At 71.3% G+C, this 25,690-nt stretch carries 25 protein-coding genes and 1 pseudogene; 11 read left to right on the top strand and 15 right to left on the bottom strand.

The window, feature by feature from the left end:
* Nucleotides 1-16: 16 nt before the first annotated feature.
* The gene (gene tuf / locus ABGA99_RS04640; RefSeq protein ID WP_347579218.1) at nucleotides 17-1,186 is read right to left on the bottom strand and encodes an elongation factor Tu; all 1,170 of its coding nucleotides are present in this window, start codon (nucleotides 1,184-1,186) and stop codon (nucleotides 17-19) included.
* A 413-nt stretch (nucleotides 1,187-1,599) separates the two neighbouring features.
* Between tuf and ABGA99_RS04635 the strand changes: the two genes are divergently transcribed.
* Complete coding sequence (locus ABGA99_RS04635; RefSeq protein WP_347579217.1) at nucleotides 1,600-2,415, top strand: VTT domain-containing protein; 816 nt, start codon at nucleotides 1,600-1,602, stop codon at nucleotides 2,413-2,415.
* Between the two features lie 47 nt (nucleotides 2,416-2,462).
* Nucleotides 2,463-3,332: an undecaprenyl-diphosphate phosphatase gene (locus ABGA99_RS04630; protein ID WP_347579216.1), complete on the top strand. Its 870-nt coding sequence runs from the start codon at nucleotides 2,463-2,465 to the stop codon at nucleotides 3,330-3,332.
* Nucleotides 3,333-3,367: 35 nt separating this feature from the next.
* Here ABGA99_RS04630 and ABGA99_RS04625 read toward each other — a convergent pair whose 3' ends face one another.
* The 3 genes from ABGA99_RS04625 to ABGA99_RS04615 form a co-directional block, all read right to left on the bottom strand.
* Nucleotides 3,368-4,504, bottom strand: a complete 1,137-nt coding sequence (locus ABGA99_RS04625; RefSeq protein WP_347579215.1) for a CapA family protein — start codon at nucleotides 4,502-4,504, stop codon at nucleotides 3,368-3,370.
* A 106-nt stretch (nucleotides 4,505-4,610) separates the two neighbouring features.
* The gene (locus ABGA99_RS04620; RefSeq protein WP_347579293.1) at nucleotides 4,611-5,513 is read right to left on the bottom strand and encodes a Gfo/Idh/MocA family oxidoreductase; all 903 of its coding nucleotides are present in this window, start codon (nucleotides 5,511-5,513) and stop codon (nucleotides 4,611-4,613) included.
* A gap of 80 nt (nucleotides 5,514-5,593) precedes the next feature.
* The gene (locus ABGA99_RS04615) at nucleotides 5,594-6,598 is read right to left on the bottom strand and encodes an FAD-dependent monooxygenase (RefSeq protein ID WP_347579214.1); all 1,005 of its coding nucleotides are present in this window, start codon (nucleotides 6,596-6,598) and stop codon (nucleotides 5,594-5,596) included.
* Between ABGA99_RS04615 and ABGA99_RS04610 the strand changes: the two genes are divergently transcribed.
* Nucleotides 6,590-6,904 (top strand): hypothetical protein, encoded by a 315-nt coding sequence (locus ABGA99_RS04610; protein WP_347579213.1) that lies wholly within the window; start codon nucleotides 6,590-6,592, stop codon nucleotides 6,902-6,904. The two genes, ABGA99_RS04615 and ABGA99_RS04610, sit on opposite strands and share 9 nt — an antisense overlap.
* 85 nt (nucleotides 6,905-6,989) lie before the next feature.
* The gene (locus tag ABGA99_RS04605; protein ID WP_347579212.1) at nucleotides 6,990-7,481 is read left to right on the top strand and encodes a hypothetical protein; all 492 of its coding nucleotides are present in this window, start codon (nucleotides 6,990-6,992) and stop codon (nucleotides 7,479-7,481) included.
* Between the two features lie 45 nt (nucleotides 7,482-7,526).
* Here the strand turns inward: ABGA99_RS04605 and ABGA99_RS04600 are convergent, their stop codons facing one another.
* The 7 genes from ABGA99_RS04600 to ABGA99_RS04570 all read right to left on the bottom strand — a co-directional run bounded on the left by ABGA99_RS04600 (nucleotide 7,527) and on the right by ABGA99_RS04570 (nucleotide 15,653).
* Nucleotides 7,527-8,207: a uracil-DNA glycosylase gene (locus tag ABGA99_RS04600; protein ID WP_347579292.1), complete on the bottom strand. Its 681-nt coding sequence runs from the start codon at nucleotides 8,205-8,207 to the stop codon at nucleotides 7,527-7,529.
* 94 nt (nucleotides 8,208-8,301) lie between these two features.
* Nucleotides 8,302-9,882 (bottom strand): ABC transporter substrate-binding protein, encoded by a 1,581-nt coding sequence (locus ABGA99_RS04595; protein ID WP_347579211.1) that lies wholly within the window; start codon nucleotides 9,880-9,882, stop codon nucleotides 8,302-8,304.
* Nucleotides 9,883-10,010: 128 nt separating this feature from the next.
* Nucleotides 10,011-10,793, bottom strand: a complete 783-nt coding sequence (locus tag ABGA99_RS04590) for an SDR family oxidoreductase (protein WP_347579210.1) — start codon at nucleotides 10,791-10,793, stop codon at nucleotides 10,011-10,013.
* A gap of 17 nt (nucleotides 10,794-10,810) precedes the next feature.
* Complete coding sequence (gene fabG, locus ABGA99_RS04585) at nucleotides 10,811-11,569, bottom strand: 3-oxoacyl-ACP reductase FabG (RefSeq protein WP_347579209.1); 759 nt, start codon at nucleotides 11,567-11,569, stop codon at nucleotides 10,811-10,813.
* A gap of 165 nt (nucleotides 11,570-11,734) precedes the next feature.
* A complete protein-coding gene (locus tag ABGA99_RS04580) occupies nucleotides 11,735-12,127 on the bottom strand; it encodes a DUF3037 domain-containing protein (protein WP_347579208.1) in 393 nt (130 codons plus the stop codon).
* Nucleotides 12,124-12,948, bottom strand: coding sequence for a HipA family kinase (locus ABGA99_RS04575; RefSeq protein WP_347579291.1), 825 nt, complete (start codon nucleotides 12,946-12,948; stop codon nucleotides 12,124-12,126). Before ABGA99_RS04575 ends, ABGA99_RS04580 begins: the two co-directional genes overlap by 4 nt.
* Nucleotides 12,949-13,436: 488 nt before the next feature.
* Nucleotides 13,437-15,653: a sulfatase-like hydrolase/transferase gene (locus ABGA99_RS04570; protein ID WP_347579207.1), complete on the bottom strand. Its 2,217-nt coding sequence runs from the start codon at nucleotides 15,651-15,653 to the stop codon at nucleotides 13,437-13,439.
* A gap of 207 nt (nucleotides 15,654-15,860) precedes the next feature.
* Between ABGA99_RS04570 and ABGA99_RS04565 the strand changes: the two genes are divergently transcribed.
* The 5 genes and pseudogenes from ABGA99_RS04565 (at nucleotide 15,861) to ABGA99_RS04545 (ending at nucleotide 19,845) form a co-directional block, all read left to right on the top strand.
* Nucleotides 15,861-16,034 carry a hypothetical protein gene (locus tag ABGA99_RS04565; RefSeq protein ID WP_347579206.1) on the top strand — a complete coding sequence of 58 codons (174 nt, stop codon included), beginning with the start codon at nucleotides 15,861-15,863 and terminating at the stop codon, nucleotides 16,032-16,034.
* A 463-nt stretch (nucleotides 16,035-16,497) separates the two neighbouring features.
* Complete coding sequence (locus ABGA99_RS04560; protein ID WP_347582182.1) at nucleotides 16,498-16,809, top strand: helix-turn-helix domain-containing protein; 312 nt, start codon at nucleotides 16,498-16,500, stop codon at nucleotides 16,807-16,809.
* Nucleotides 16,810-17,665: 856 nt separating this feature from the next.
* On the top strand, nucleotides 17,666-19,096 hold the full coding sequence (locus tag ABGA99_RS04555) for a hypothetical protein (RefSeq protein WP_347579204.1): 1,431 nt from the start codon (nucleotides 17,666-17,668) through the stop codon (nucleotides 19,094-19,096).
* A gap of 293 nt (nucleotides 19,097-19,389) precedes the next feature.
* A pseudogene (locus tag ABGA99_RS04550) lies at nucleotides 19,390-19,599 on the top strand (pyridoxamine 5'-phosphate oxidase family protein); the annotation flags it as partial.
* 21 nt (nucleotides 19,600-19,620) lie between these two features.
* Nucleotides 19,621-19,845 carry a hypothetical protein gene (locus tag ABGA99_RS04545; RefSeq protein ID WP_347579296.1) on the top strand — a complete coding sequence of 75 codons (225 nt, stop codon included), beginning with the start codon at nucleotides 19,621-19,623 and terminating at the stop codon, nucleotides 19,843-19,845.
* 117 nt (nucleotides 19,846-19,962) lie between these two features.
* On the opposite strand, the gene ABGA99_RS04540 is transcribed toward ABGA99_RS04545, so the two are convergent.
* The 4 genes from ABGA99_RS04540 to ABGA99_RS04525 all read right to left on the bottom strand — a co-directional run bounded on the left by ABGA99_RS04540 (nucleotide 19,963) and on the right by ABGA99_RS04525 (nucleotide 23,687).
* The gene (locus tag ABGA99_RS04540; RefSeq protein WP_347579203.1) at nucleotides 19,963-20,406 is read right to left on the bottom strand and encodes an SRPBCC domain-containing protein; all 444 of its coding nucleotides are present in this window, start codon (nucleotides 20,404-20,406) and stop codon (nucleotides 19,963-19,965) included.
* Between the two features lie 344 nt (nucleotides 20,407-20,750).
* Entirely contained in the window at nucleotides 20,751-21,149 is a 399-nt protein-coding gene (locus ABGA99_RS04535) for a metalloregulator ArsR/SmtB family transcription factor (protein ID WP_347579202.1), read from the bottom strand.
* A complete protein-coding gene (locus ABGA99_RS04530) occupies nucleotides 21,121-22,551 on the bottom strand; it encodes an MFS transporter (RefSeq protein WP_347579201.1) in 1,431 nt (476 codons plus the stop codon). The genes ABGA99_RS04535 and ABGA99_RS04530 overlap by 29 nt, the downstream gene beginning before the upstream one ends.
* 404 nt (nucleotides 22,552-22,955) lie before the next feature.
* Nucleotides 22,956-23,687, bottom strand: coding sequence for a helix-turn-helix transcriptional regulator (locus tag ABGA99_RS04525; protein ID WP_347579200.1), 732 nt, complete (start codon nucleotides 23,685-23,687; stop codon nucleotides 22,956-22,958).
* Between the two features lie 40 nt (nucleotides 23,688-23,727).
* Here ABGA99_RS04525 and ABGA99_RS04520 point away from each other — a divergent pair, with 40 nt between their 5' ends.
* Nucleotides 23,728-24,027, top strand: a complete 300-nt coding sequence (locus tag ABGA99_RS04520; RefSeq protein WP_347579199.1) for a hypothetical protein — start codon at nucleotides 23,728-23,730, stop codon at nucleotides 24,025-24,027.
* Between the two features lie 556 nt (nucleotides 24,028-24,583).
* Nucleotides 24,584-25,690: a DUF1702 family protein gene (locus tag ABGA99_RS04515; RefSeq protein ID WP_347579198.1), complete on the top strand. Its 1,107-nt coding sequence runs from the start codon at nucleotides 24,584-24,586 to the stop codon at nucleotides 25,688-25,690.

The following is a 25,690-nucleotide window of genomic DNA, read 5'->3' as shown; positions in this document are numbered from 1 at the left end:
CCGGCTTCTGCCGGGGTCAGTCGAGCCCGGTGACGGTGCCCGCGCCGACAGTGCGCCCGCCCTCGCGGATCGCGAAGCCGAGCCCCGCTTCGAGGGGCACCTCGCGGCCCAGTTCGACCGTCATCGCGACGGTGTCGCCGGGCCGGGCGACGGCGGTCTCGCCGAGGTCGACGTCGCCGACGACGTCCGCGGTCCTGATGTAGAACTGCGGCCGGTAGCCGGTCGAGACGGCCGTACGCCGGCCGCCCTCGGCCGCGGACAGCACGTACACCTCGGCGGTGAACCGCCGCCGCGGCACGACGCTGCCCGGCGCGGCGACGACGTGCCCGCGGCGCACCGCGTCCCGCGCGACACCGCGCAGCAGCAGCGCGACGTTGTCGCCGGCCTGCGCGGAGTCCATCGGCTTGCCGAAGGTCTCCAGACCGGTCACGACCGTCTCCACCTCGGCGCCGAGCACCTGCACCCGGTCCCCGACGCGCACCGTGCCGCGCTCGACGGCACCGGTGACGACCGTCCCGCGGCCGGTGATGGTGAGCACGTTCTCCACCGGCAGCAGGAACGGCGCGTCCAAGTGCCGCTCGGGCATGGGCACATAGGTGTCCACGGCGTCCAGCAGGTCCACGATCGCCTGGGTCCACGCCGGGTCGCCCGCGAGCGCGCGCAGCCCGGAGACGCGGACCACGGGCACCTCCTCACCCGGGTAACCGTGCTTGGTGAGCAGCTCGCGGACCTCCAGCTCGACGAAGTCCGTCAGCTCCGGGTCGCCGGCGTCGGCCTTGTTGAGCGCGACGACCACGTGCCGTACGCCCACCTGCCGGGCGAGCAGCACGTGCTCCGCGGTCTGCGGCATGACACCCTCGACCGCCGAGATCACCAGGATCGCGCCGTCGAGCTGGGCCGCGCCCGTGACCATGTTCTTCACGAAGTCGGCGTGGCCGGGCATGTCGACGTGCGCGTAGTGGCGGGTCGCCGTCTCGTACTCGACGTGCGCGATGTTGATGGTGATGCCGCGCACGGCCTCCTCCGGCGCCCGGTCGATGCGCTCGAACGGGACGAAGGTGCCGGTGCCGCGGTCGCTGAGCACCTTGGTGATCGCGGCCGTCAGCGTGGTCTTGCCGTGGTCGACGTGCCCCATCGTGCCGATGTTGACGTGCGGCTTCGTGCGCACGTACGCCTGCTTGGGCATGGTTCTTCCTCGCGGATCGCAGTGGCTGCGCGGACCCCGGGCCTGGCCGGCCCTCCCCCGCGGGGGTCCGCTGGAGCGATCACGGGAAGGGGCGGATTCGGGCGCCGTCGGCTGCGGTTGCCGGCACTGCTGCGAGTGCTGCCGGCACAGCCTTCAGCGCGTCCGCTGCCGCGGACGTGCGCGCGAGGAAGGCGTACCGGAACATGCCCACCATGATCGGGTACGCGCCCTCCGCCCGTCGACCGGTTTTCGGCCCGCACCCGGGGCGCAGGCGGGCTGACCGCCCCGGGGCCGGCGAGGCGCCCGGGGCCGGGGTGCGGCGGGGGGCCGGTGAGCCGTGAGCACCATCGTGGCGGCCGGAGTTGAGGGGGACGTCACGGTGCAGGTGCGGGCCCGTCGGTTAGGCTCCCACCGTGCCCGAAACCGCCGAGGCGCCCGTCGCCGGCCGCGCCGTCCGCTGCGGCCGGGCTCTGCTGTCCCCGCGCTCCCGGCTCGCCCTGCTCCTCGTCCTCCTCGCCGGCGCGGCGGTCGCGGCGATCGTGTGGCGGCCGCACCGGCTGCTGGTCGACGGCCTGCCGCCGCAGTTCACCGGCCTGTCGGCGGTGCTCCTCTTCGCCGTCGCGTACGGGCTGTGCACCGCGGCTCTCGTACCGCGGCCGCTGCTCAACCTCGCCTCCGGCACGCTCTTCGGCGCCCAGGCGGGCCTGGCCGGGTCGGTGTCGGGCACGGTGCTGGGCGCGGGCGTCGCGTTCGGGATCGGCCGGCTGCTCGGCCAGGACGCGCTGCGTCCGCTGCTGCGCGGGCGGCTGCTGACGGCGGCGGACCGGCAGCTCAGCCGGCACAGCTTCCGCTCGATGCTGGTGCTGCGCACCTTCCCCGGCGTGCCGTTCGCGGGCGTGAACTACGCCGCGGCGGTCTCCCGGATGAACTGGACGCCGTTCCTGGTGGCCACCGCCGTGGGCTGCGTGCCGAACACCGCCGCCTACGTGATCGCCGGCAGCCACGCCTCCGACCCGCTCTCCCCCGTCTTCCTCGCGGCCCTCGGCTTCATCGTCGCCAGCATGGCGGGAGGCGCCGCCGTCGCCATGCGCCGCCGCCGGCGCTCCGCGCGCCGGACCGCCCCGGGCGGAGTGATCTCTTCCGCCGCGCCCGCGGAAGAGCCCGCCGCCGGGGCCGCGGGCATGGCCGCATCCGACCCTGGGGCCACGCGCCTCATGCCGGGGCCTTAACATCTCCTGCAACCCGTCAGCGAACTCAAGGACATGTGCAGCCCCGTATGAGCTGGTTCGAAGCAGTCATCCTCGGACTCGTCCAGGGACTGACGGAATTTTTGCCGATCTCCTCCAGCGCCCACCTCCGGCTCACGGCGGCCTTCGCCGGCTGGGAGGACCCGGGCGCGGCCTTCACGGCGATCACCCAGATCGGCACGGAGACCGCCGTGCTGATCTACTTCCGCAAGGACATCGCGCGGATCGTCTCCGCGTGGTGCCGCTCGCTGACGAACAAGGCGATGCGCTCCGACCACGACGCCAAGATGGGCTGGCTGGTCATCGTCGGCTCGATCCCCATCGGGGTGCTGGGGCTGACCTTCCAGGAGTCGATCGAGGGCCCGTTCCGCGATCTGCGGCTGATCGCCACCACGCTCATCGTGATGGGCCTGCTCCTCGGCTTCGCCGACTGGCGCGCCTCCACCGGAGGCGGCCGGCACCGCGCGGCGGTCAAGCGCAAGGAGCTGACGGACCTCAACACCCGCGACGGGCTGCTCTTCGGCTTCGCCCAGGCGCTCGCGCTGGTGCCGGGCGTCTCCCGCTCGGGCGCGACGATCACCGGCGGCCTGTTCCTCAACTACAACCGTGAGGCCGCGGCCCGGTACTCGTTCCTGCTGGCCATCCCCGCGGTACTCGCCTCCGGGCTCTTCGAGCTGAGGAAGGTGCCCGGGGCCACGCACATGAACTGGGGCGCGACGGTGGCCGCGACGGTTATCGCCTTCCTTGTCGGATATGCCGTCATCGCGTGGTTTATGAAGTTCATTACGACGCGCAGTTTCGCGCCCTTCGTGATCTACCGCGTGCTGCTGGGCATCCTGATCTTCGCCCTGGTCGCGGCCGGCGCCCTGGAGCCCGACGCCGGCGAGACGGCCCACTGACCCCGCCCGCACCGGCGCGGCGCTGGGGGGAGATGTCAGAACGCCCCCTCCTTCAGGCCGTCCTCGGCCGCGCCGCGGCTGAGGACGGCGGCCCGTACCCGCGCGTGGACGTCCGGGTACGTCTCGGGCGTCGCCGGCACCACCCGGAACGGCGGCCCGGTCTCCGCGTGCTGGACCAGGAACTCCGCGCGGGTCACGTCCCAGCCGTCGCGGGCCGGGGTGAAGGTGAAGCGGGCGGCGGAGCCCTCGTTGCCGCGGTACATCGAGGGGATGAAGCTGGCGACCTGGTCACCGAGGCCGTAGACGACCCAGGTGCCGTTGACCTTCTCGTACGGCTGCGGCACGTGGTTGTGGGTGCCGACGATCAGGTCGATGTCCTTGCGGCCGCCGCTCCGCGCACGCGTCAGCCGGTCGGCGAGCCGCCGTTGGGCGAGATCCGGCTCCTGCTGCCACTCGGTGCCCCAGTGCACGCTGACGACGACCACGTCGGCCCCGGCGCGGCGGGCGGCGCGGGAGTCGGCGACCACGCGGCGGGGGTCGAGGATCGCCAGCGACCACGGTGCGTCGGCGGGGACGCCGGCGTTGCTGCCGTAGGTGTACGAGAGGTGGGCGACCTTGGCGCCGCCCGCGCGCAGCAGCGCGGGGCGGCCGGACTCGGCGCGGGTGCGGGCGGTGCCCGCGTAGTGCAGGCCGGCGCCGTCGAGGGCGTCCAGGGTGCGGCGTACGCCGTCGGTGCCGGAGTCGAGCGCGTGGTTGGAGGCGGTGGAGCAGCCGTCGTAGCCGACGTCGCGCAGGGCGGTGGCGAGGCCGGGCGGGGACTGGAACGACGGGTAGCCGGTGAACGGGCCCTCCCGGGGCCCGAGCGGGGTCTCCAGATGGCACAGCGCGAGGTCCGCCGCGGCGACGGTGGGCGCGACGGCGGCGAACATGGGGCGGAAGTCGTAGTCGTCTCCCCCGGCGTCCGTGGCCGCCTGCGTCATGATCGAGGGGTACGGGATGACGTCGCCGGTCGCCAGCAGCGTGAACGGACGGGCGCCGGCCCCGGGTCCGGCCGCGGCGGGCGCGGCGGACGAGTCGGCGGGCGTGCAGCCCGCGGCGAGCAGCGCCGCGGAGGCGGCGATCGCGGTGGCGGTCCCTGCGGCTGCGATGAGCCGGGCGCGGCGCCGGGGCATGGGCTTCCCCTTCGTACGGTCCGGGCACGAACGGGAACCAGCTTGCCCCTTTTCATTCGATTATCCGCTTATTATTCCGCACGTGTCCGGCGTGCGGGTGGCGAAATCAACCCGTCCGGCCCACCTCGCGGACGATCCGCTCGCACAGCTCGTGGGTGGCGAGCGCGTCCCGCGCGCTCAGCGGCTCCCCGGCCCGTACCGCGGCCAGGAACGCCAGCACGGCCTGCTCGATGCCGCGCTGCCTGGCCACCGGCACCCAGTCGCCGCGCCGCCGCACGCTGGGCTGGCCCTTGTGGTCCACCACCTCGGCGAGGTTGCGGACCTCGCGCTTGGTGTCCTGTCCTGACACTTCGAGGATCTCCTCGGCGGAGCCCGACAGCCTGTTCATCGCGCCGATGGCGGTGAAGCCGTCACCGGACAACTGCAGGACGACGTGGTGCAGGAGCCCGTCGCGGACGCGGGCGCGCACGTCGACCTGCTCGACGGGGCCGGGGGCGAGGAAGCGAAGCGTGTCCACGACGTGGATGAAGTCGTCGAAGACCATCGTGCGGGGGTCCTCGGGCAGCCCGACGCGGTGCTTCTGCAGGAGGATCAGCTCGCGCGGGTGCTCCAGGCACTGCGCGTAGCCGGGGGCGTAGCGGCGGTTGAAGCCGGTCATCAGCGAGACGCGGCGCTCCTCCGCTATCCGTATGAGGCGTTCGGCGCCCGCGAGGTCGTACGCCAGCGGCTTGTCGACGTAGACGGGGATGCCCGCCTCCAGCAGCGCGGTGGCCAGCTCGACGTGCGCGGAGGTGGGGGCGTGCACGAACGCGGCGTCGAGGCCGGCGGCGAGCAGCGAGTCCAGGTCCCGGTGGCGGTGCGCGGGCGGGACGCGGTGGGTGTCGCCGACGCGGTCGAGGGTGGCCGGGGTGCGGGTGTGCAGGTGCGGCTCGACGCCGGGCAGCGAGGCGAGCACCGGCAGGTATGCCTTCCGTGCGATGTCGCCGAGCCCGATCACGCCGGCTTTCAGGGGCGTGGCGCCCGTGGTCATGTCCGCTCCCGTCCGCAGCCGTCCGCCCGCGGGCCGCCCTCGGAGCAGGAGAACCTGCGTCAGGGCGCCGCCTGTGCGGGGGAAGCATACGGGCCGCCCGGGTCGGCGCCGCCGCCGGGCGGCCGCCAGTCCGCGACGCCGTCCAGCCCGCGCAGCACGACGCGGGGGCCGAGCAGTCCGACACCGCGGATGAGGGCGTTGCGGGTGCGGACGGCGAGCGGTCCCGTCAGGTTGATCAGCCGGCCGGCACGGGCGGAGCGCACCGCCACGGCGCGGGTGCGCGGGAGACGGTCGCGGGTGTAGCGCTCCAGCGCCTCGGGTACGGCCGCGGGGTCGGCGGCGGCGTGGTGGGCCAGGACGACGCCGTCCTCGACGGCCTGGTTGCCGCCCTGGCCGAGGTTCGGGGTCATGGCGTGGGCGGCGTCGCCGAGGAGCGCGACGCGGCCGCGGTGGAAGGCGGGCAGCGGCTCGGCCAGCCAGTGCACGTCGTGGTGGAGCACCCGGGCGGGCTCGGCGGCGGCGAGGAGGGCGGGCACCGGGTCGTGCCAGCCGGCGAAGCGACGGCGCAGTCCGGCCAGTTCACCGTCCGGGGAGCGCCGGCCCGCGGGCGTGACAGCGGCGGCGTACGCGTACACGCGGCCGTCGGCGAGCGGCTGCGATCCCCACAGTTCCCCGCGGCCCCAGGTCTCGTGCGGCACGAACGCGGCGGGCCGCGCGGGCAGGACGAGCCGCCAGGTGGTGAAGCCCGCGTACGCGGGGCCGGGGTGGCCGGGGAAGAGGGCGCGGCGTGCGGCGGAGCCGATGCCGTCCGCGGCGACGACGAGTTCGGCCTCCAGCACGCCGTCCGGCACCGCGATGCGCGCGGGCCTGTCCGGGCCGCCCGGGTCCTCGACCTCGGCGGCGGCCCCGGTACGGATAGCGGCGGCCGGCAGCCGGGCGGTGAGCAGCGCGGCGAGGTCGGCGCGGTGCACGAGGGCGATCCCGCCGCCGAACCGCTCGGCCAGGGCGGCCGCGTCGGTACGGGAGAGCAAGCGCCCGCCGACGCGCTGGCCGGATTGCTGCACCGCTTCCTCACCCGGCACCGCACGCTGCTCGTGGCCCGCTACGAACTCGCGCTTGAGGCCACCCGGCGCCCCGAGCTGCGGGCGATCTACGACCGCGCGGGCACCACGTTCGGCGACGCCGCGCACGCGCTCCTCGCGGCCTGGGGGTCGGCCGACCCCGAACGGCACGCGCAGGAGCTGATCGCCTGGACGGACGGCATGATGTTCCTGCACACGGCGGGCCGGGTGAGCGGGTCGCGCACGCCGACCAGGGCGCGGCTGCGCGCCGGGTACGAGGATCTGCTGCGCGGCATGCTCGGCGGCTGACCGCCGGGGGCGCGGCAACTTCGCGGCGCGCGCGCCACCCTTGCGGGGACTACCGGGACGGCGCCGGGCACAGCAGTGTGGCCGGGTGCCCTCCACTCCCACGGCCGGCGCCCTGCTGACCGGCCTCACGACACTCGCCGCCGTAGCCGGCTGCGTCACCGTCTCCCCCGACCACGCCCCCGGCACCCGCCGCGGCCCGGGCGCCGGAGGGCCCGCCACGGCCGCACCCGGGGCCGCCGCGTCACCGCTGCCGGGGCGCGAGGAACTGGCGACGATCGGCCCGGTGCCGCGCCCGCAGCGCACTTCTGCGACGCCGGCACCGTCCGCGGACACGGAACGGCCGGACGCACCCGCCCCGGACGGACCCCTGCCACCGGCGCCGCAGACGCGGGGCCCCCGTACGGCGCAGGAGCGCCCGGTACGTACGGCACGGCCGGCCCCGCCGCCCGTCGCCCCCGGCGAGGCCGGCGATCTGTGCGCCCTCGCCGGGGACTACGGCCGCTGGTCTCCCGGCAGCCGGGAGGATGCGGCCTGCGCGGAGTACTTCGAGCGCCAGGCGCCGCACCCCGGCCCGTAGCTCCGACGCCCGGACCCGTACCCCCGGCGAATCACGGGCCGGGCCTCAGTCCTTGCCCGCGGCCAGGTCCGGGATCCGCCAGTCGATCGGCGCGTGCCCCTGCGCCGCCACCGCCTCGTCGATCTGCGAGAACGGCCGCGAGCCGAAGAACTTCTTCGCCGACAGCGGCGACGGGTGCGCCCCCTGGACCACCACGTGCCGGGCGGTGTCGATGAGCGGCAGCTTCTTGCGCGCATACGCGCCCCACAGCACGAACACCGCCGGGTCCGGCCGCTCCGCCACGGCGCGGATCACCGCGTCGGTGAACTCCTCCCAGCCCTGGCCCTTGTGCGAGTTCGCCTCGCTCTCGCGCACCGTCAGCACCGCGTTCAGCAAGAGCACGCCCTGCTCTGCCCACGGCATCAGATACCCGTTGTCCGGGACCGGGTGGCCGAGGTCGTCCCGCAGCTCCTTGAAGATGTTGCGCAGGGAGGGCGGGGTGCGCACCCCCGGCCGCACCGAGAAGCACAGCCCGTGCCCCTGCCCCGCCCCGTGGTACGGGTCCTGGCCGAGGACGAGCACCTTCACGCTCTCGTACGGCGTGGCGTCGAGGGCGGCGAAGACCTCCGTGCGCGGCGGGTAGACGGGGCCGCGGGTCCGCTCCTCCTCGACGAACGACTGGAGACGCGTGAAATAGGGCTTTTCGAGCTCCTTGCCCAGGGCGTCCTGCCAGGACGGGGGCAGCATCGGGGACACGGGTGAGGGACCTCCGGTCGGTGCAGAAGATCGGTTCAGTGGGTCGTTGCGCAGCCGACAGTACCGCCGGGCACTGACAACTCCCCTACCAACTGGTCTTCTTGTACAGCTCCCACATCCGCATGATCGTCGAGGCGTCCAGACTCCACTCCACCCCGGCCACGTCGTCGTCCGCGGCGATGTACTGCCGGGCCTGCCACAGCGGCAGCAGCCGGGCGTCCTCGGCGAGGATGTCCTGCGCCCGCGAGAACTGCTCGTTGACCCCGGCCCGGTCCGCCTTCCGGCGCGATGCGGGCAGCAGCTCGTCGGTGATCTCCGCGTTCTCGTACGGGGTGCCGAGGGCGTTGCGCGCGCCCGTGAAGGGGGCGATGTAGTTGTCCGGATCGGGGAAGTCGGGGGACCAGCCGCGGCCGAAGACCGGGTACTCGCCCTTGTTGTACGCGGCGGCGAACTGCTCCCACTTGCGGCCCTTGACCGTGATCTCGAACAGCCCGCTGTCCTCCAGCTGCCGCTCCAGCTCCTCGAACTCCCGCGCCGTCACCGAGCCGTACCGGTCGGTGGTGTACCAGAACGTCAGCGGCACGGGCTCGGTGACGCCCGCCGTCTGCAGCGTGGCCGCCGCGGCCTCCGGGTCCGGCTCGCCGTAGAGGTCGAAGAACGGCGTGGTGTGGCCGGTGATGCCGCGCGGGATCATCGAGTACAGCGGCTCGGCGGTGCGGCCGTAGACCTTGCGTACGAGCGCGTCGCGGTCGATCACCTGGGCGACGGCCTGCCGGACGGCGAGGCTGTCGGCGTACTCGTGCTCGGGGTTGAAGACCAGGTAGTGGATCTCCGGCATGACCACCCGGCTGAGCGCGATCGAGCCCTTCTCGTCTGCGGTCTTCTCCAGCTCCGGCACCCGGTCGGGGGGCAGCCCGCGGTACGTGACGTCGATGTCGCCCTTCTTGAGCGCGTCGGTCATCGCGTCGGAGTCGTCGAAGTAGCGGATGCTGACGGAGTCGTTGCGCAGCTCGGCGTCACCCAGGTAGCGGGAGTTGCGCTCCAGCTGGGCGACCGACCCCTTCTCGTACGACGCGAGCGTGTACGGGCCGGAGCCGACCAGGGTGCCGGGGTCGGCGAGCTTGTCCGCCGGGTACTCCTCGGGGTCGACGAGCGAGGTGGCGGGGGCGGCGAGAATGAACGGGAAGGTGGCGTCGGGGCGTTTGAGGTGGAAGGTGACGGTCCGGTCGCCTTCGGTCTCGACCTTCTCCAGGCTGTCCAGCAGCCCCGCGGGGCCGGTCTCGGCGTTGATGGCGAGCACCCGGTCGAAGGAGTGCTTGACGGCCGCGGCGTCGAGCGGGTTGCCGTTGGAGAAGGTGAGGTCCTCGCGGAGCTTGCAGCGGTACGTGCGGCTGTCGGCGCCGGTGAAGCCGCAGCTCTTGGCCGCGTCGGGCTGCGGCACCGTGCTGGTGCCGGCGTAGTGCATGAGCGTCTGGTAGACGTTCCGGTACAGCTCCCAGCTGCCGTCCCAGGCGGCCGCGGGGTCGAGCGTGCTGGGTGCGCTCGTCGTTCCCACGTCTATGTGCCGCTCGTCGTCGCCCGACGCCGACAGAGTGCCGCAGCCGGCCAGCATCGAGACGGGTATCAGCGCCGCGGCGACCCGCCGCGGGCCCGACCGGAAGAACACGTGCTTGTCCCCCTCCTTGCACCTGTTCGATGGGGTGCGCAGACCCTACCCCACGGTTGGTGGATCACGGATCCCCCGGGACAGCGCAGTGACCCGGGGGAACGTGTGTGGCGTGTGTGACTGGTGGTTCAGCTCCAGCCGGCGTTGAGGAAGATCCCGCCCTCGATGGCGAGCGTCTGCCCCGTGATCCAGCCCGCCTCGTCGGAGAGGAGGAACGCGGCGGCGCCGCCGATGTCCTCGGGCACCCCGAGCCGGCCCAGCGGGTAGCCGGCGGCGGCCTCCTCCTCGCGGCCCTCGTAGAGCGCGACCGCGAACTTCGTCTTCACCACGCCGGGCGCGATGGCGTTGACCCGGACACCGGGCGCGAACTCGTGCGCGAGCTGCAGGGTCATGTTGATCATCGCGGCCTTGCTCATGCCGTACGCGCCGACGAACGGCGACGCCGAGAGCCCGGCGACGGAGGAGACGTTGACGATCGCGCCGCCGTGCTCGCGCTGCCACGACTTGTACGTCTGCTGGGCGAAGCCCAGTGCGGACAGGACGTTCGTCTCGTAGACCTTGCGCACGGCGTTCAGGTCGACGTCCGCGATGGGACCGAAAACGGGGTTGGTGCCGGCGTTGTTGACCAGGTAGTCCACCCGGCCGAACGCCTCCATGGTGCGCGCCACGGCCTCGGCCTGGTGCTCCTCGTCGTGGGCCTTGCCGGGTACGCCGATGGCCCGGTCGGCACCGAGCCGCACCACGGCCTCCTGCAGCGCCTCCTCGCCGCGGCCGGTCACGCACACGCGGTGGCCGCGGGCGACCAGGGCTTCCGCGATGCCGTAGCCGATGCCGCGGCTGGCCCCGGTGACCAGGGCGACCCGCCCGCTGTCCGCGCCCTGCGGAGCGCCGGCGCTCTCCTGCTGCGTCATGTCCTCGTCCCCCGTCCTCAGTCGAGCGGCCCGCCGGCCACGTACAGCACCTGACCGGAGACGAAGCCGGCGTCCTCACCCGTGAAAAAGGCGATGGCGCCGGCGATGTCGTCGGGCTGGCCGACACGCTGGACGGGGATCTGGGAGGCGGCCGCGGCCTGGAAGTCGGCGAAGTCCATGCCGACCCGGGCGGCGGTCTGCGCGGTCATCTCGGTGGCGATGAAGCCGGGCGCGACGGCGTTGGCGGTGACGCCGAACTTGCCCAGCTCCTTGGCGAGGGTCTTGGTGAAGCCCTGCAGCCCGGCCTTGGCGGCCGAGTAGTTGACCTGGCCGCGGTTGCCGAGCGCGGAGCTGCTGGAGAGGTTGACGATGCGGCCGAAGCCGGCGTCGACCATGTGCTTCTGGCAGGCCCGGGACATCAGGAACGCGCCGCGCAGATGCACGTTCATGACCGTGTCCCAGTCGTCCTCGGCCATCTTGAACAGCAGGTTGTCGCGGGTCACGCCGGCGTTGTTGACGAGGATGACGGGCGGGCCGAGCTCGGCGGCGGCGCGGGCGACGCCGGCCTCGACGGCGGCGGCGTCGGAGACGTCGCAGCCGACGGCCAGCGCGGTGCCGCCGGCGGCGGTGATCTTCCCGACGGTCTCCGCGCAGGCGTCCTCGTCGAGGTCGAGCACGGCGACGGCGCGCCCCTCGCGGGCCAGGCGGACGGCGGTGGCGGCACCGATGCCGCGCGCGGCGCCGGTGACGATCGCGACCCTTCCGGTGGTGGACATGCTGGTGTTCTCCTCGCGCTGGCTGGGGCCGGGTGCCGCCCGACGGGCGGTGAGCAACCGCTTAGTACGTACGGCTCACGTGACGCTAGAAGTCCGGCCCCGCCGTGTCAACGGGGCGCCGCTGCGGGGTGTCCGTACGCGGGTACGCCCCGGCGCGTACCCGCGTCACGCGGGTACGCGCACCAGCAGCCGCAGCAGCCGCTCCACCTCCGCCTCCGGATCCTCGGTCAGGCCCGAGTGCACCGGCCCCGGCTGTACCACCGTGCTGCGCGGCGCGACGAGCCAGCGGAAGCGCCGCCCCGCGTCGTCCCCGGCCGCCTGCCCCGCCCGCGCACCGCCGCAGCCCACCTCCTCCACCGCGTGCAGCGCGGCCCGTACGCCCGCGATGTCCACCTCGGGGTCGAGGGCAAGGAGCCGGCGCTCGTCCAGGTGGGTGCGCGCGCACAGGTACGAGTGCGCCCGGCAGTACACCAGCACCCCGGCGTTGATCTGCTCGCCGCGTTCGATCCGCGGCACGACGCGCAGCAGCGCGTACTCGAAGACCTCGCGCCCGCTCATCGCGTCCCCCTCCGCGGCGGCTCGGCCTTCAGCCACTCCGGCGCCTTCGACGGCCCGTCCGCGCTGCGCTCGCCGACGACGATCCGCTCCTGCACCCGCGGCGCGCGGGCGGCCAGCGTCTCGACGTAGGCGGCCCGCACCTCCGCCGGCGACCCGAACCCCGGCTCGTCCGCCAGCCACTCGTCCGGCACCTCGGCGACCGTCTCCGCCAGGACCTCGTCGGTCACCCGCGGCGCCAGCTCCGCCGCCGCGGCGGCCACATCGGGGCCGAAGGGGGCGAGCGCGTGGTCCGAGGCGTCGTACTGCTTTTCGGCGGCGGCCGCGGCGGAAGGCCAGTTGTGGTGCCAGATCAGGGTGGCGCCGTGGTCGATGAGCCACAGATCGCCGTGCCAGACGAGCATGTTGGGGTTGCGCCACGACCGGTCGACGTTGCCGACGAGCGCGTCGAACCACACCACCCGGCCGGCTTCCGCGGCGTCGACCCGGAAGGCCAGCGGGTCGAAGCCGAGCGAGCCGGGCAGGAAGTCCATGCCGAGGTTGAGCCCTCCGCTGGCCTTGAGCAGCGCCTGCACCTCCTCGTCCGGCTCGGAGCGCCCGATGACCGGATCGAGTTGCAGCCCGACCAGCTCCGGCACCCGCAACCCCAGCCGCCGCGCCAGCCCGCCGCTGATCACCTCGGCGACCAGCGCCTTGCGGCCCTGCCCTGCGCCGGTGAACTTCATGACGTACGTACCGAGGTCGTCGGCCTCGACGACACCGGGGAGCGACCCACCCTCACGCAGTGGTGTGACATAGCGGGTCGCGGTGACTTCTCGCAGCATCATCCAAGGCCGTCCAACGTTTCCACCTTGCAGTCGATGGAGGCGGCGGTGAAGGCGAGGCGAGGAGTCCGGCTCCGATCCAGCCCTGGGGAGAATCTGGGGAGTTCCGGCTGGCATCCAGACCCTCCTGACTCCCCGGCAACCCGTCGATGGCGGTGCGCCCCTTGCTTCCGGCCTCCGGCATGAAGTGAGCATAGTAACTGAGTGTGATGGCCGGGGAGGAATGCCCGAGCCATCGCGCCGGGCGTCACCACGGACTCCCCCGCCTGGAACAACGAAGGCGAATCGTTCCGATGCTGCCGTTAAGGGGGCGAGGAACACGAGCAGCTACGCGAAGGTCCTCCCACTGCGGACTGCGACGCGCCAGAGATTGGTGTGCGTGTCGAGTCGGCTTCGACGGGTGGCCCTGGACGGCCTCGCCCGGCGCCGCCCGGGCATCCGCTGAGGCCGGCCTGCGCCGGCGCAGGCCGGTCCCAAGCACGCCGGGATCAGACCCGGACGTGCGCGGCCGCCCAGGAGGTGTGGTCGTACGAGGTGGAGCCGTTGGCGTCCTGGACCACCAGCCGGAGCAGGCGGACACCGGTGACGTCCACGTCCACCTCCCGCGGTCCGGTGGCCGCGGTGAGCGTGCCGCTCTCGTAGAGCAGGCGGCCGTCGCCCCACACCTGCGCGGCCGTCGCGCCGTTCGCGCTCTGGGACGCGGAGAAGTCGTCGATGCCGACGACCGCGGTCATCCGGGTCGCGGCGGCGCCGAGGTGGTAGACGATCTCGGAGGGGGCGTGCACGCCCAGCCCTTTGGCGTAGGTCACCCCGCCGAAGCCGATCGGGGTGCCGTCGCCCGCGGCCTGGCGGCCGTTGCTGCGGTCCCGCTCCACCGGTCCCCAGCCGTTGCTGGCGGACACCCACTCCAGGTCGCTGAGGAAGCTGTCGCCCCGCGGTGCGGGCGGCGGCACCGCCACGGTCCGGGACACGGGGTAGCGCAGGGCGGCGCGTCCGTAGGCCGCCGTGCCCTCGGCGCGCAGCAGGCGCGGGCCCGCGGTGGCGTCGCCGCGCGCCGGGGTGACCTCGACCGTCGTCCGCAGAACGGCCCCCGGCCGGAGCACGGCGGCGCGGGCCGGTCCGGCGGGCCGCAGCCGCCAGCCGGCGGGCGCGTACAGCCGGATCCCGGCGTCGGTCCAGGCGCGGCCTGAGCCGTTGGCGAGGGTTGCGGCGACAGTGAAGGGCTCACCGGGATAAGCGATTTCGGGGGACTCGATACGGGTCCCGAAGCGCTCGCGCTCGTACTCCCCGGCCCAGGACGACCGCAGCAGGCCGGTGAGCTCGGCCACCACGCCCGGGTACTCGGCGGCGACGTCCCTGGTCTCCGCCGGGTCCGCGGCCAGGTCGTACAGCTCGAAGTCCCACGCGGCGTCCGGCACCTCCCGGTCCCGGCCGGGCGCGAACCGCACCGCCTTCCAGTCGCGGCGGCGCACGGACTCGGCGAGGCGGAGGATCCGGCCGCCGTCGACCGCGTTGGCGCGCTTCGTGGACCCCGGGTCGTTGCGGTACCAGTACAGGTGGTGGTGGACCGGGGCCGGCGCCGGGCGGGCGGCCAGCAGGGACGCGGCGGAGAGCCCGTCGACGTCGCGCGGCGCGGGGGCGCCGGCCACCTCGGCGAGGGTCGGCAGCAGGTCGGTCAGCGGCGTGGGCCGCTCGCTGACGCCGGGCCGTACGGTCCCCGGGCGCCAGGCGATCAGGGGGACGCGGACGCCGCCCTCGTAGAGGTTGCGCTTGTAGCCCCGCAGCGGCCCGTTCTCGTCGAAGAGGTCGGGGTCGACGCCGCCCTCCTCGTGCGGGCCGTTGTCGCTGGAGAACAGCAGCAGGGTGTCGCGGTGCACACCGAGCCGGACCAGCGCGTCCACGACCGCACCCACCAGCGCGTCCAGCCTGGTGATCTGGGCCGCGTGGCCCTTGTCCGCCTCGCTCCACGGGCGGTCGGCGTACTCGCCCTGGTCGGGAATGTCGCTGGGGGCGTGGGGGACGTTGGGGTTGAGCATGAGGAGGAAGGGCTCGCCGGCGTGGGCGTCGAGGAAGGAGACGGCCCGTTCCTGGAGCAGGTCGATGACGAAGGCGCCGCGCGCGCCGTCGGCGTTCTGGGGGATCTGCTCCTTCGCGCCGTTGTGCCAGAGGTACTGCGGGTAGTACTGGTGTGCGTGCCCATGCGTGAGGTAGCCGTAGAAGTCTGTGAACCCGCGGGCGTTGGGGTGGCTCGGCTGGTCCGCCTCCTCGGGCCCGAAACCCCACTTGCCGATGCACGCCGTGCGGTAGCCGCGGCCCCGCAGCACCTCGGCGAAGGTCGTGTCGTCCTCGGTGAGGGAGCCCTGCGGGCCGCCGAACGGGTTCTCCCGTACCCGCCCGTGCCCCGCGTGCACCCCGGTCAGCGCCGCGCAGCGCGACGGGGCGCACACGGCCGCCGCTGAGTACGCCTGGGTGAACCGCAGCCCCTCGGCCGCCAGCCGGTCGAGCCGGGGCGTGCGGACGAGCCGCTGCCCGTACGCGCCGACACCGCCGTACCCGAGGTCGTCGGCGAGGATCACGACGACGTTGGGCCGCCCGCCGCCGCCCTGCGCGGCGGGGCTCCGGCCTTCGGCGCGGGCGCTTCCGGGAGGCAGCGCGGCGAGGCCGAGCGCGGCGGACCCGGCAAGGAAGTGACGACGGCTGGACACGGCGGGGCTCCTTCACAGAACGCACGCCGCCCACGGGCATGTGGGCGGCTCCTCCGTGATCGTGCGTGGTCACAGGGGTGCCAGGCCATGCACGACTTGTGAAGTACCCGTGAAATCCACCGCACGGGCAACGCGTGTGGCGGCTGACCGCGTGACGGCCCGTCAGCCGCCGGCCGCCGGAATCGCGTACGCCGCCAGCCGTGCACGATGCACGTCACCGCCACCGGCGCCCTGCTCACGAGCATCGCCGGGGCTGGCGCGCTCGCTCCCGTCCCGGCTGGGGCGGCGCCGGCCCGGGCCGGCGCCGATCGGCACCGTGACGGGGTGCTGCGGGTGGCGAACGCGGCGATGGACGCCTTCGACCGCGGCTGGCACCGGTGACTGGTCACGGTTCCTGGCGATGCTCACGGACGACTTCAGCTTCTGGTTTCCCGAGAGTCCCGCCCGCGGACGGTTCGAAGGAAGCGCGGGCCGGCAGGCGGTGACCGAGTGGACCGCGTTCCACGCCGCCCACGGCAACCGCGCCCTCGGGGAACGCCGCCGGACCACCGTGGCCGGGGACAGGGTCTTCTACGAGTACGACTCCGTGGTGCCTCGGAGCACACGGCGGCATACCGGAACTGGGAGTTCATCGTCGTGGAGGTGCGCGGCAACCGGATCTGCGCGCTCCACGAGTACTGGGGCACGCGACGCCCGCCCCACCGCCGGTGGCGCCGTCGGGGCCCCATGGGACGGGCCGCACCTCGCCGGGACCGGCCGGTCGACCGCGCACCCGTCATCGGCGTGATCAAAGGGAGATGTCGTGTGGGCTGACGCCTCATGACCCCTGCGGTTTACCGGAGGTGTGAGGTACGCAGAAGGTGGTGGGCTCACCGATGAACGGCGGACCTTCCACGAGAGCTTACGACTGGAGGCAGCCGAGCAGTTCCGGTCCGGTGAGGACAACCCGGTGATCGCCCGTGACCTGCGGATCAGCGAGCGGTCGGTGCAGCGCTGGCGTCTGCGGAAGAAGCGGCGCGCCCCGGCGGCTAGTTCACCTGCACGGCCAGACCAACGCACACCAGCCCTCACAGTTACCAGGCAACCTTTAGGGCTGACATCGCGCGGCAACACACCCCCCCCCCACAGCTCTCGCACCGGCGACGACGGCTTATGACGCCAGAGTGCCCCGCCAGCTCGCCCCCATGTCAGGTCCTCCTGTGACGCCATGGACCGAGCCGCTCACGACGCCGTCAGGCGCATGGCCCTCCCCGCGGCGGCATCCCCGAGGTGCGCGGTCGGGGCACGACCGCCGCCAGATCGAGCCGGTTTGCCCTTGTCGAGGCGGAAAGTGACGTAGGGGTCGGCGTTGGATCCGAACAGCGCGGTCAGGCCGCGCCGGGCCTCGTCCGAAAGCTTCTTGGCCCACTTCGGTTCGGCGAGGACGTGCTGGAGCAGCAGCGTGTTGACGTGGACGCCGAGGGTGGGAGCTGCACCCGGACGCCGGCGGACCGATGCCCGGTGCCGGTGGGACCGAGGCCCGAGCCCGCCGCGTCGCCCGCGCGTCCGTCCAGCCGTGTCGGCTGCGCTCCGGCACCTGTGTCGAGGGCAGGTGACCAGATCCGCTTCCGCGCGGTGCAGGCCGCCGCCAGAGCGGCCAGCGAGAGGCACGCCCGGAAGCGGTCGCCGCCCAGCCAGTCGGCGGGCAGCCGCATCCCGGCCCGCCCGCCACCCCGCGGTGAGGACCAGGACGGCGTTCGCCGCTCCCGGAGGGGCGAGGAACGAAAGCAGCAGGATCGGCCCGTCGCCGAGCAGGACCCCGGTCACCTCCGCGCTACACTCCCGAACAGATTGAACCATTTTGTCCATATTGGTCCGCTTCTAATCCATCACCGACACTCAACCCCGTAGGGCCCTGAATGGCCCTACATCCTGTAGGGGATAGCTGGATGACTGCCGTGACGCCGGGCACTGCCCGCGCAACTCTGGTCCCCCGAGGACCGGCGCTGAGCAGCAGGTTCCTTCCTGCGACGGTGGCGCTGACGTTCGCGCTGGCACAGCTGGTCCTCGTACGCCCGGGGATGGGGCTCGGCTGGGACGAGACGGTGTACGTCAGCCAGATCAGCGGGCACGCCCCGGCGGCGTTCTTCAGCGCCCCGCGCGCTCGCGGCGTCTCGCTGTTGGTGGCGCCGATCGCGGCCTGGTCGTCGTCAACTCCGCTGCTGCGGGTCTACCTCGCCGTCCTGTCCGGCATCGGGCTCTGGCTGGCCCTGCGCGCCTGGCGCGGTCTGTTCCCCGCGAAGGTGGTCGCGCTGGGCGGTGCCCTGTTCGCCTCGCTGTGGGTGACGCTCTTCTACGGCCCGCAGGCGATGCCCAACTACTGGGTGGCGATCGGGGCGCTGGCCGGTGTCGGCTGTTTCCTGCACGCCCAGGCGGACCGGACCCGGCGCGCTCCGGTGTGGGGTCTCGCGGCGGCCGCGGCGCTGATGGCGCTGATGAGGCCGATGGACGCGGTGTGGGTGGGCCTGCCGCTGCTCATGGCCAGTGCCGTCGTCCGCCAGTGGCGGTACGGCCGGCTGCCGCTCGCCCTCGCAGCGGGGCTCGCGGCCGGTGCGGCCGAATGGGTGATCGAGGCGTACACCGGTTACGGCGGCCTGGGCCGGCGGCTCCACGACGCCTCGCTCATCCAGGGCGGGCTGAGCTGGAACGTCGCCGTCGACGACCAGATGCGCAGTCAGAGCGGGCGCACTCTGTGCCGGCCGTGCACGGGTGAGATGCCGAATCCGGTGGTGTTCGCCTGGTGGCTCGCCTTTTCCGCGCTGGCCGCCGTCGGGCTCGCAGTGGCGGTCCGGGCACGGCGCGCCGTTGGGGCCACCGCGTTGCCGCTTGCCTGCGCGGCGGCGGCCGCGTTCCCGTACCTGTTCCTGATCGGCTATGCCGCTCCCCGGTTCCTGCTGCCGGCGTACGCTCTGCTGGCGATTCCGGTCGCCCGCGGCCTCGTCTCCCTGGTACGGGCCACCCCGAGCGGTGCCTGGCGCGCGACTGCGGTGACTCTGGCCGCTGTCGCTCTCGCCGGGCATCTGGTCGTGCAGTCGGCCGTGCTGCACCACCTCGTCGCTCGCGCGACCGAAAGCCACCGCGACTGGGCCCGGACCGCCGGCGCGCTGAACCGCGCGGGGGTCCGGCCGCCGTGCGTGCTCACCGGTGACGCGGCGATCGCGCCGCACATCCCGATCGCCTTCAGCGCCATCTGCTCGTCGGCCGACACCGGCGGCCACAACGGCAACACCACTGCGGCGGCGCTGGCTCGTAAGGCGGGCCGGATCCCGGTAGCGGTGCTCACGACCCGTACGACGCCGCCGCCGACCTTCGCCCGCGGCTGGCGGCTGATCCACGTCCACCGGCAGGTCTACGCGTACGTCGGCCCGGCCGTCCAGAGGTCCAGCAGGGCCGGGAACGCTTGATCAAGCGGACGAGCAGGGGGCGATAAGCACCATGGCGAACAGGCGCATACTCCGGACGCTCCACCGTCTACGCCGGCACCTCCCTGGTCGACGGAGGGGAGAGGAGAGCAGGACCTCCGGCATGAAGTGAGCATAGTGACTGAGTGTGACGACCGGTGCGGAAAGCCCGGTACAGCTTGTCCCGGTCCACCGCACAGGTCGCTTCACACTCGTACGACAGCCGGAGATCCTGTGACTTGAAGACGGGGGTGCTCGTTGTCCGGGCATGACGCAAGCACGAGGAGAATCCTGATTTGCCAGCGCCCCGTACTCATGACGAACGCCAAGCGGCCGCCCGCCTACGACTTGAGCGGGAATTCCGGATGTGGTTGTCGACAGGTGGGCACTCCGGGCCTCATCTGATTCCGGTAGCGTTCGTCGGCGACAACGACGCCATCGTCACGGCAACCGGTGAGAGCAGCAAGACCGTACGGAACCTCCGGGAGACCGGGCGGGCACGGTTGGCAGTGGGTACCACGTCTGATGTGGTGATGATCGATACCGTTCTCGACGGTCTCCTGCCGGTTCGCGAGATGACCACGGACGTCGCCGACCGCTTCGCCGCTGTCTCCAACGATCCGCGGCAGATGCCGGGCTACGTGTACATCCGACTCCTCCCTCGCCGCATTCAGGTATGGAACGGATTTCACGAGCTTTCCGGCCGGACGGTCATACTCAAGGGCGAGTGGCTGTCGGACCCGGTCGACTGAACTCGGCTGCCCCCGACCGCTCGACCGCCGGCGAGGGCACGGCCACCGCGCAAGGAGAGCATGGAGCCGAGTCGAAAGTGACCGATGTGACCGCATCGCCTTGCGGCGGCTTGCCGATCAGGCCGGCCCCGCAGCAGAGGGCTTCGCGCATTCCTCGGCGAAGTTGTTCAGGGTTACCTGCCAGCCTTCCCCGTAATTGCAGTCCGGGGGCAGCAGGGAGGGGTCGACATTCTCCCAGCCGGTGTGTTCGACCGATACCCGCGTCGAACGGTCGGTCACCTTCTCGAAGATCAGCTCCACATAGGTCGCGGCGTCGGGGATCACCTCCCACCGAAGCACGAAACCATGCGGTGGATTCCAGCTGGTGAACACACCCCAATTACGTTCGCCGTCCGGACGGACCTCGTACATGCGGCCGCCGACATGCTTCTCGACAACAACTGTCTTGATCTGATCCCGCCCGAGCGAATAGGACTGCAGCGGCCACCAGTCCGCAACCCGACCGACGAAAGTCGAGAATGCCGACTCCTGACCGCAGTTCACGACAACGCTCGCCTTCACGACGTGCTGGTCGACTACGACACTCGGCTGCCTAGCGTTTACTGAACTCATCCCTGGCCCTTGATGTTGTTCGGTAGCGGCGAGCATCCTGGCGTCATGTCCGCTTTATGCGAATCCATGACGCCCTGGGTGGAAGACTCGCCGCGATGGCTGCCGTGCAGATGAGATCAAGCATCCCGAGAACGCCGCTATATCGGTCTTGTCGCCCACGTGCTTGATCACGACGCCGTTCGACAGTCGGCACATCGGTTCGCGCACTCGACTCCCCTGTTCGGCTTGGCCGTCGCCAACGCCTCTCGGCTCACCTTGACGGTCCGTGGCGCCGCCAGGATACCGTCCGTGCCCTAGACGGGCATCCCCTTCTCCCGATCGGCCGAGTCGTCCCGATGATCGCTGCCGCCATGCGCGTCGATCTCGGCTTCCTCCGCGATTTCCTTGGCGAGTGCGAGGCTGTTGGACCAGAGGTTGTCGAAGTACTGGTGAAGTATCGCGATCCCGTCGGCCCTCGTGCGGTAGAACCGGCTTCTTCCGTCACGACGCTCCTCGACCAGTCCCGCCTCCTTGAGCACTCGAAGGTGTTGCGAGACGGCCTGGCGGGTGACCGTGAAGTGCCCCGCGATCTCACCGGCGGACATCTCTGTACTCGCCACCAATTCGAGCATGGTGCGGCGGTTTTCGTCCGAGAACGCACGCAGGATCGCGGCAGTCGATACCTCATCCGGCTGTTTCGAAATCCCTGTCATGGTCAGGCGCCGCCATCTTCTGCTGTCGGATGACTAGTACGGCAACAATCGCTCCGATGACACTGAGCACACCAATCCCGAGCAACGCGGGACTGACTCCTTCGGCCATACTATCAGCAGTGCCGTAGTCCCCGAATGCGGCGAACCACGCGGTCACTATCGCGACGCCGAATACCGCGCCGACATACGCGAACGTCTCGCTGGATCCGGATGCCATCCCGGCCTGCTTGGGAGTTACCGACCGCATCACCGCGGAGGAGACCGAGGGGAACGCAATCGCGGTGCCCACGCCGGCACAGAGGAGCGGAAGCCACAGGCTACCGTACCCCACGGCAGAATCGGACATTTCCATGCCGATCCACAGGAATGCCACCCCCGGCAACAGCAGACCGACAGTGACCAGATACCGCTCACCGATCTTGTCCGCCAACTGACCGACAAACGGGGAAATCACCAAGGTCAGCGCGGTCCACGGCAGTAGTCGCACACCCACTTCGATAGGACTGTTCCCGAGCCCGAGCTGAATGTACTGAGTAAGAAGGAACGCCGGACCGAACATTCCTGCGTTGAGGATGAAGTTGGATACACATCCTGCAGACACGTTCTGGTTCCGGAACAAACTGAGATTGATCATGGGCTCCGACACCCTGCGTTCCCACAGGATGAAGCCCAGGAGGAAGAGGGGCCCCAGGATGAGCCCGCCGAGAACCGTGATGTCGGTCCACTCGCGCTCGGGACCGCGAATCAGCGCCTGCACGATGAGGAGAACCGCGGAGGTGACCAGGAGGAGGCCGACCGGGTCGATCTTTCTGGAGCCACCGAAGGACTCGGGTACATGCGTGCGGGCGAATGCGATGACGGCGATCCCGATGGGTACGTTCAGCCAGAAGATCCAATGCCAGCTGAAGCCCTGGATGATCGCGCCGCCGACGACCGGTCCGGACGCGACGGCGATGCCGATGACGCCACCCCAGATACCGATGGCTTTTCCTCGCTCCTCAGGCGGGGTCACCGAGGTGATCAACGCGAGGGTCAGCGGGAGCACGACCCCGCCACCGATGCCCTGCACGACCCGCGCACCGATGAGGAACTCCAGCGACGGGCTGACGGCACACAGGATGGAACCGAGCGTGAACACCGAGAGGCCGATCGAGAACACCCGCAGGCGACCGAACCGGTCAGCCAGGGTCGTACCCGTGAGGATGAGGGAGGCGAAGGCTAACGTGTACGCGTTGACCGCCCAGCTCAGATTGGCCGCGTCACCTCCGAGATCCTCGTGCAGCGTCGGCAACGCGGTCGCCACGACCAGGTTGTCCAGACTCACCATGAAGTTGGTCAGTGCAGCAAGCGCGATGGTCCAGGCCACCTGCTGTTTCGGATAGGCGTCTCGTGCTGGCTGCATCAACTCTGCTCCTGTCTTGCACCTCAGCAGAACGGTCAAGCACAGTTCAAGCTCCCTAGTGAATTTTTACGTTAGTGTGGACTTTCACTTGAGTCAAGCCCGAGCAGCGGCGGTCGGGTCTGCCGGTGCCGGGGTCGCTGTGTGCCGCCAGGAGGCTGGGGCCGTTTCTGCGGATGATGGGCAGGTGGGAGCGCAGCGGAGGGCGTGCGCTGGCGCCGCTGAGGGTGTGTCAGTCACCGGTTGCTTCCTGTGAACCGGGCCCGGCTGCTGCCACGACCCGCCTTGCCCCTTCAGCAGCAGCCAGGTGCCCCACGGCGGAGGAGACGTGGAGGGGCCGGCCGGCCGACGCCTTCACCCGCGCCTGCTCCCACCGCCGATCCATCCACACGAACGGTCCTGAGCAGTCACACTCGCGTACTGCTCCGCAGGAGACTGGAGAGATAGCGATCGAGCCCCGGGACCGAAAGCAGCGCGGGCACCATCCCCGTCGTCGGCTCCTGGAGCACGACGTCGGCGGTGATCTGGTCGGCTGGTCGAACGTCCAACTCTTCGCTCACTCCGACAAGCACTTCCGCCAACGAATCCTCGGATCCTTTCTCGACCGCAATCGCCCGCATCAGCCACTTGCCGCACGGCAGACCGGCGAAGCAGAACCCACCGTCGGGGTCCACGAACCCCGCGGCGATAGGCGGCTTGAGCGGCCTCGTACTCGAGAACACGCTCACGTGGGTGCGCGTCCCCCGATTTCGTGGCGTGCCGATCAGCCGACCCGTGACGCAGCCACGCGGGTTGACATCATGTAAAATTCCCGGGGCGGCCAAGTCGAAGGGCGTGAGGTCCGCTTGGGATGAGCGCCTGTACTGGGACGGAGTGAGCCCGACGACTTCGGTGAACCGAGTGGTGAAGGTTCCCAGACTTTGGTAGCCGACTGCAGGCGCGATGTCGGACACCGTCGCCATGCTCGTCGACAGCAGTTGCTTGCCTCGCGCCATCCGGACGGTGCAGAGGAAGCGCCCAGGTGAGCACCCTGCTTCTCTTCGGAACTTCCGGGCGAAATGGAACTTGCTGTACCTCACGAACGCGGCGATGTCGCCGAGGTTGAGCTGGTGTCCGCAGTTCTCCCACATGTAGATCATGCTGTCCCCAACCGGATCAGACATGGCTCCCTCCGATCTCGTGATCGAACACCTGCCGGTGGATCTATCGGGTGCGTTTCTACAAGAAGGCGCAACTCGCCATCGCACGGCAATACTGCATTGCCGCGACGATGCTCTGGGTTTCGACGGCCGTCGAACAGGTCAGGCGTATGCGTCCCATCAAAGGAAACACACCCGCATCCACCTGCTCGCAGAAAGATCAGACGTTCATGTGGATCGTGTTCCGCTGCAGCAGTACGACGCTGCGGTAAGAACGACTTACGGTCCGATGCCCACCCGTACCGTGCAGCTCAACGGTCCAAGACCGGAATACCTTTGATGCGCTTGTGTAAAGCCCAAGAACCATGGCCACTGCGCAACGGCACGCTGCAGTTCAAACCAGGTGACCGGCGCCGGCCTCGGCCCTTCGTGCCGGGCCGGCGCAAGTCGTCCCCGTTCGGAGTTCGCGTCAGTGGCGGCTACCGGCCTCCCTCCGTGAGGTGGCGTCCCACCAGGCGGTGCAGGACCTGAGCCGCCGCGGGTCAGCGCGACGCCGGAAACTCGGTGCCCGTCCGTTCAAAGCGCCTGAGCGATGAGGGCGGCATGCAGGCACCGCAGAGTCCGGCCGGTCGGCCGGCCTTGCCGGAACAGGAACCGGGGAATCCACTTCCCCACACCACGCGCTGGGACGCCACCCTCCGTAACCTTCTCGTAACGCGTCCACACGAGGCGCCGCCTGACCAGTGCCCACATCGCTCCCCGCACTGGTCGACCAGCGACCCTGGGAGAGATTAGTACCTTTTTTAGGATTGAGCAACGAGAGAGAAGCGCTCGACGCCCCTTCGATGTCAGTCTCGTGGTGACGTGGCGTAGTCAAGTCAACGCGAGGGGCCGACATGGCGTCGTGGCCGGGACACATCCGTCGCATAGTGCTCACTCCCAACGCGAATGAGGCCTCGTTGCGCAAGCGCGGCTTCCCCGAGCGCGATCTGCAGGCGAAGACGTGCCTGGAGATGGCCGGCGGCTCGTTCATCGAGGGGTTCGGCATCGCGGCCCAGAGCTCGACCACCGGTGAGGCCACCGCGACGCTGGCGAAGATCGACGGTGTCCGGCGAGGATTCGCGTTCGAGGGCGCAGCCATGGCGATGGCCATCCGCGACGCGTTGCCGCTGGGCCACCGCCACCACGCCGCCGACCTCCTCGCGGCGGCCGACGAGCACAACTACATGATCCACGTCGGCGTCGGCTGGTCCCTCGCCCGACTGCCCCGACGCCTGCGGCGGGCGGCGACGGCCGGGCTGACCGACGCCACCCTCACGTGGCTGGCCCTGGACGGCTACGGCTTCCATCAGGCCTTCTTCCACACGGAGAAGTACGTACGACGGCAGTACGTCGACCCGGATCCGCCCCTGCCCACGGGCGGCCACCCGGAGTACGCCCCTCGCGCGATCGACCAGGGAATCGGACGCGCCCTGTGGTTCGTTGCGGGTGCCGATCCGAACCGCGCACTGCGGCTGATCGAGGCGTTCTCCCCGCAGCGGCGCGAGGATCTCTTCGCCGGAATCGGGCTGGCAGCGACCTACGCGGGCGGGGCGGCTCCCGAGGAGCTCGAGGAGCTCGCCGAACGCGCCGGCAGATACCGGCCCGCCCTTGCCCAAGGGTCCGTATTCGCCGCCGAAGCACGGGCACGCGCACGCATCGCACAGCCCCACACCGAGGCGGCGGTCCTGGCGATGACCGGACTTCACGTCACCGAAGCAGCCGCCATCGCCACGCAGAGCCGCCCGTCGGGAGACACGGTCGACGGGCAACTGTCGTTCGAGGTGTGGCGTCGCCGCATCATGCAGCGCTGGGTCTCCGAAGCAGGTTTCAGCGCCGACTCACCACCTCGCATACGGGCGCAGTCAAGAGCGGCCGTCGGGGACGACAGGGCGGCGGCCGAAACCGATTCACCCGTGAAACCTCGACAGCCCGACGCGAACAGGGTGGAGGACGGCTCATGA

The organism is Streptomyces sp. B5E4 (assembly GCF_039871555.1).
Classification (GTDB): domain Bacteria; phylum Actinomycetota; class Actinomycetes; order Streptomycetales; family Streptomycetaceae; genus Streptomyces.
Note: the sequence above shows the minus strand (reverse complement) of the source record. Positions and strands in the feature narration are given on the sequence as shown.

What these genes read in the sequence shown, in the direction of transcription:
- ABGA99_RS04590 (WP_347579210.1), bottom strand. Translation starts at nt 10,793, where the DNA reads ATGACGCAGCAGGAGAGCGCCGGCGCTCCGCAGGGCGCGGACAGCGGG.
- ABGA99_RS04600 (WP_347579292.1), bottom strand. Translation starts at nt 8,207, where the DNA reads ATGCTGCCCCCGTCCTGGCAGGACGCCCTGGGCAAGGAGCTCGAAAAG.
- ABGA99_RS04625 (WP_347579215.1), bottom strand. Translation starts at nt 4,504, where the DNA reads ATGCCCCGGCGCCGCGCCCGGCTCATCGCAGCCGCAGGGACCGCCACC.
- ABGA99_RS04535 (WP_347579202.1), bottom strand. Translation starts at nt 21,149, where the DNA reads ATGACAGGGATTTCGAAACAGCCGGATGAGGTATCGACTGCCGCGATC.
- ABGA99_RS04630 (WP_347579216.1), top strand. Translation starts at nt 2,463, where the DNA reads ATGAGCTGGTTCGAAGCAGTCATCCTCGGACTCGTCCAGGGACTGACG.
- ABGA99_RS04530 (WP_347579201.1), bottom strand. Translation starts at nt 22,551, where the DNA reads ATGCAGCCAGCACGAGACGCCTATCCGAAACAGCAGGTGGCCTGGACC.
- ABGA99_RS04580 (WP_347579208.1), bottom strand. Translation starts at nt 12,127, where the DNA reads ATGAGCGGGCGCGAGGTCTTCGAGTACGCGCTGCTGCGCGTCGTGCCG.
- ABGA99_RS04515 (WP_347579198.1), top strand. Translation starts at nt 24,584, where the DNA reads ATGGCGTCGTGGCCGGGACACATCCGTCGCATAGTGCTCACTCCCAAC.
- fabG (WP_347579209.1), bottom strand. Translation starts at nt 11,569, where the DNA reads ATGTCCACCACCGGAAGGGTCGCGATCGTCACCGGCGCCGCGCGCGGC.
- tuf (WP_347579218.1), bottom strand. Translation starts at nt 1,186, where the DNA reads ATGCCCAAGCAGGCGTACGTGCGCACGAAGCCGCACGTCAACATCGGC.
- ABGA99_RS04525 (WP_347579200.1), bottom strand. Translation starts at nt 23,687, where the DNA reads ATGATCTACATGTGGGAGAACTGCGGACACCAGCTCAACCTCGGCGAC.
- ABGA99_RS04565 (WP_347579206.1), top strand. Translation starts at nt 15,861, where the DNA reads ATGCACGTCACCGCCACCGGCGCCCTGCTCACGAGCATCGCCGGGGCT.
- ABGA99_RS04575 (WP_347579291.1), bottom strand. Translation starts at nt 12,948, where the DNA reads ATGCTGCGAGAAGTCACCGCGACCCGCTATGTCACACCACTGCGTGAG.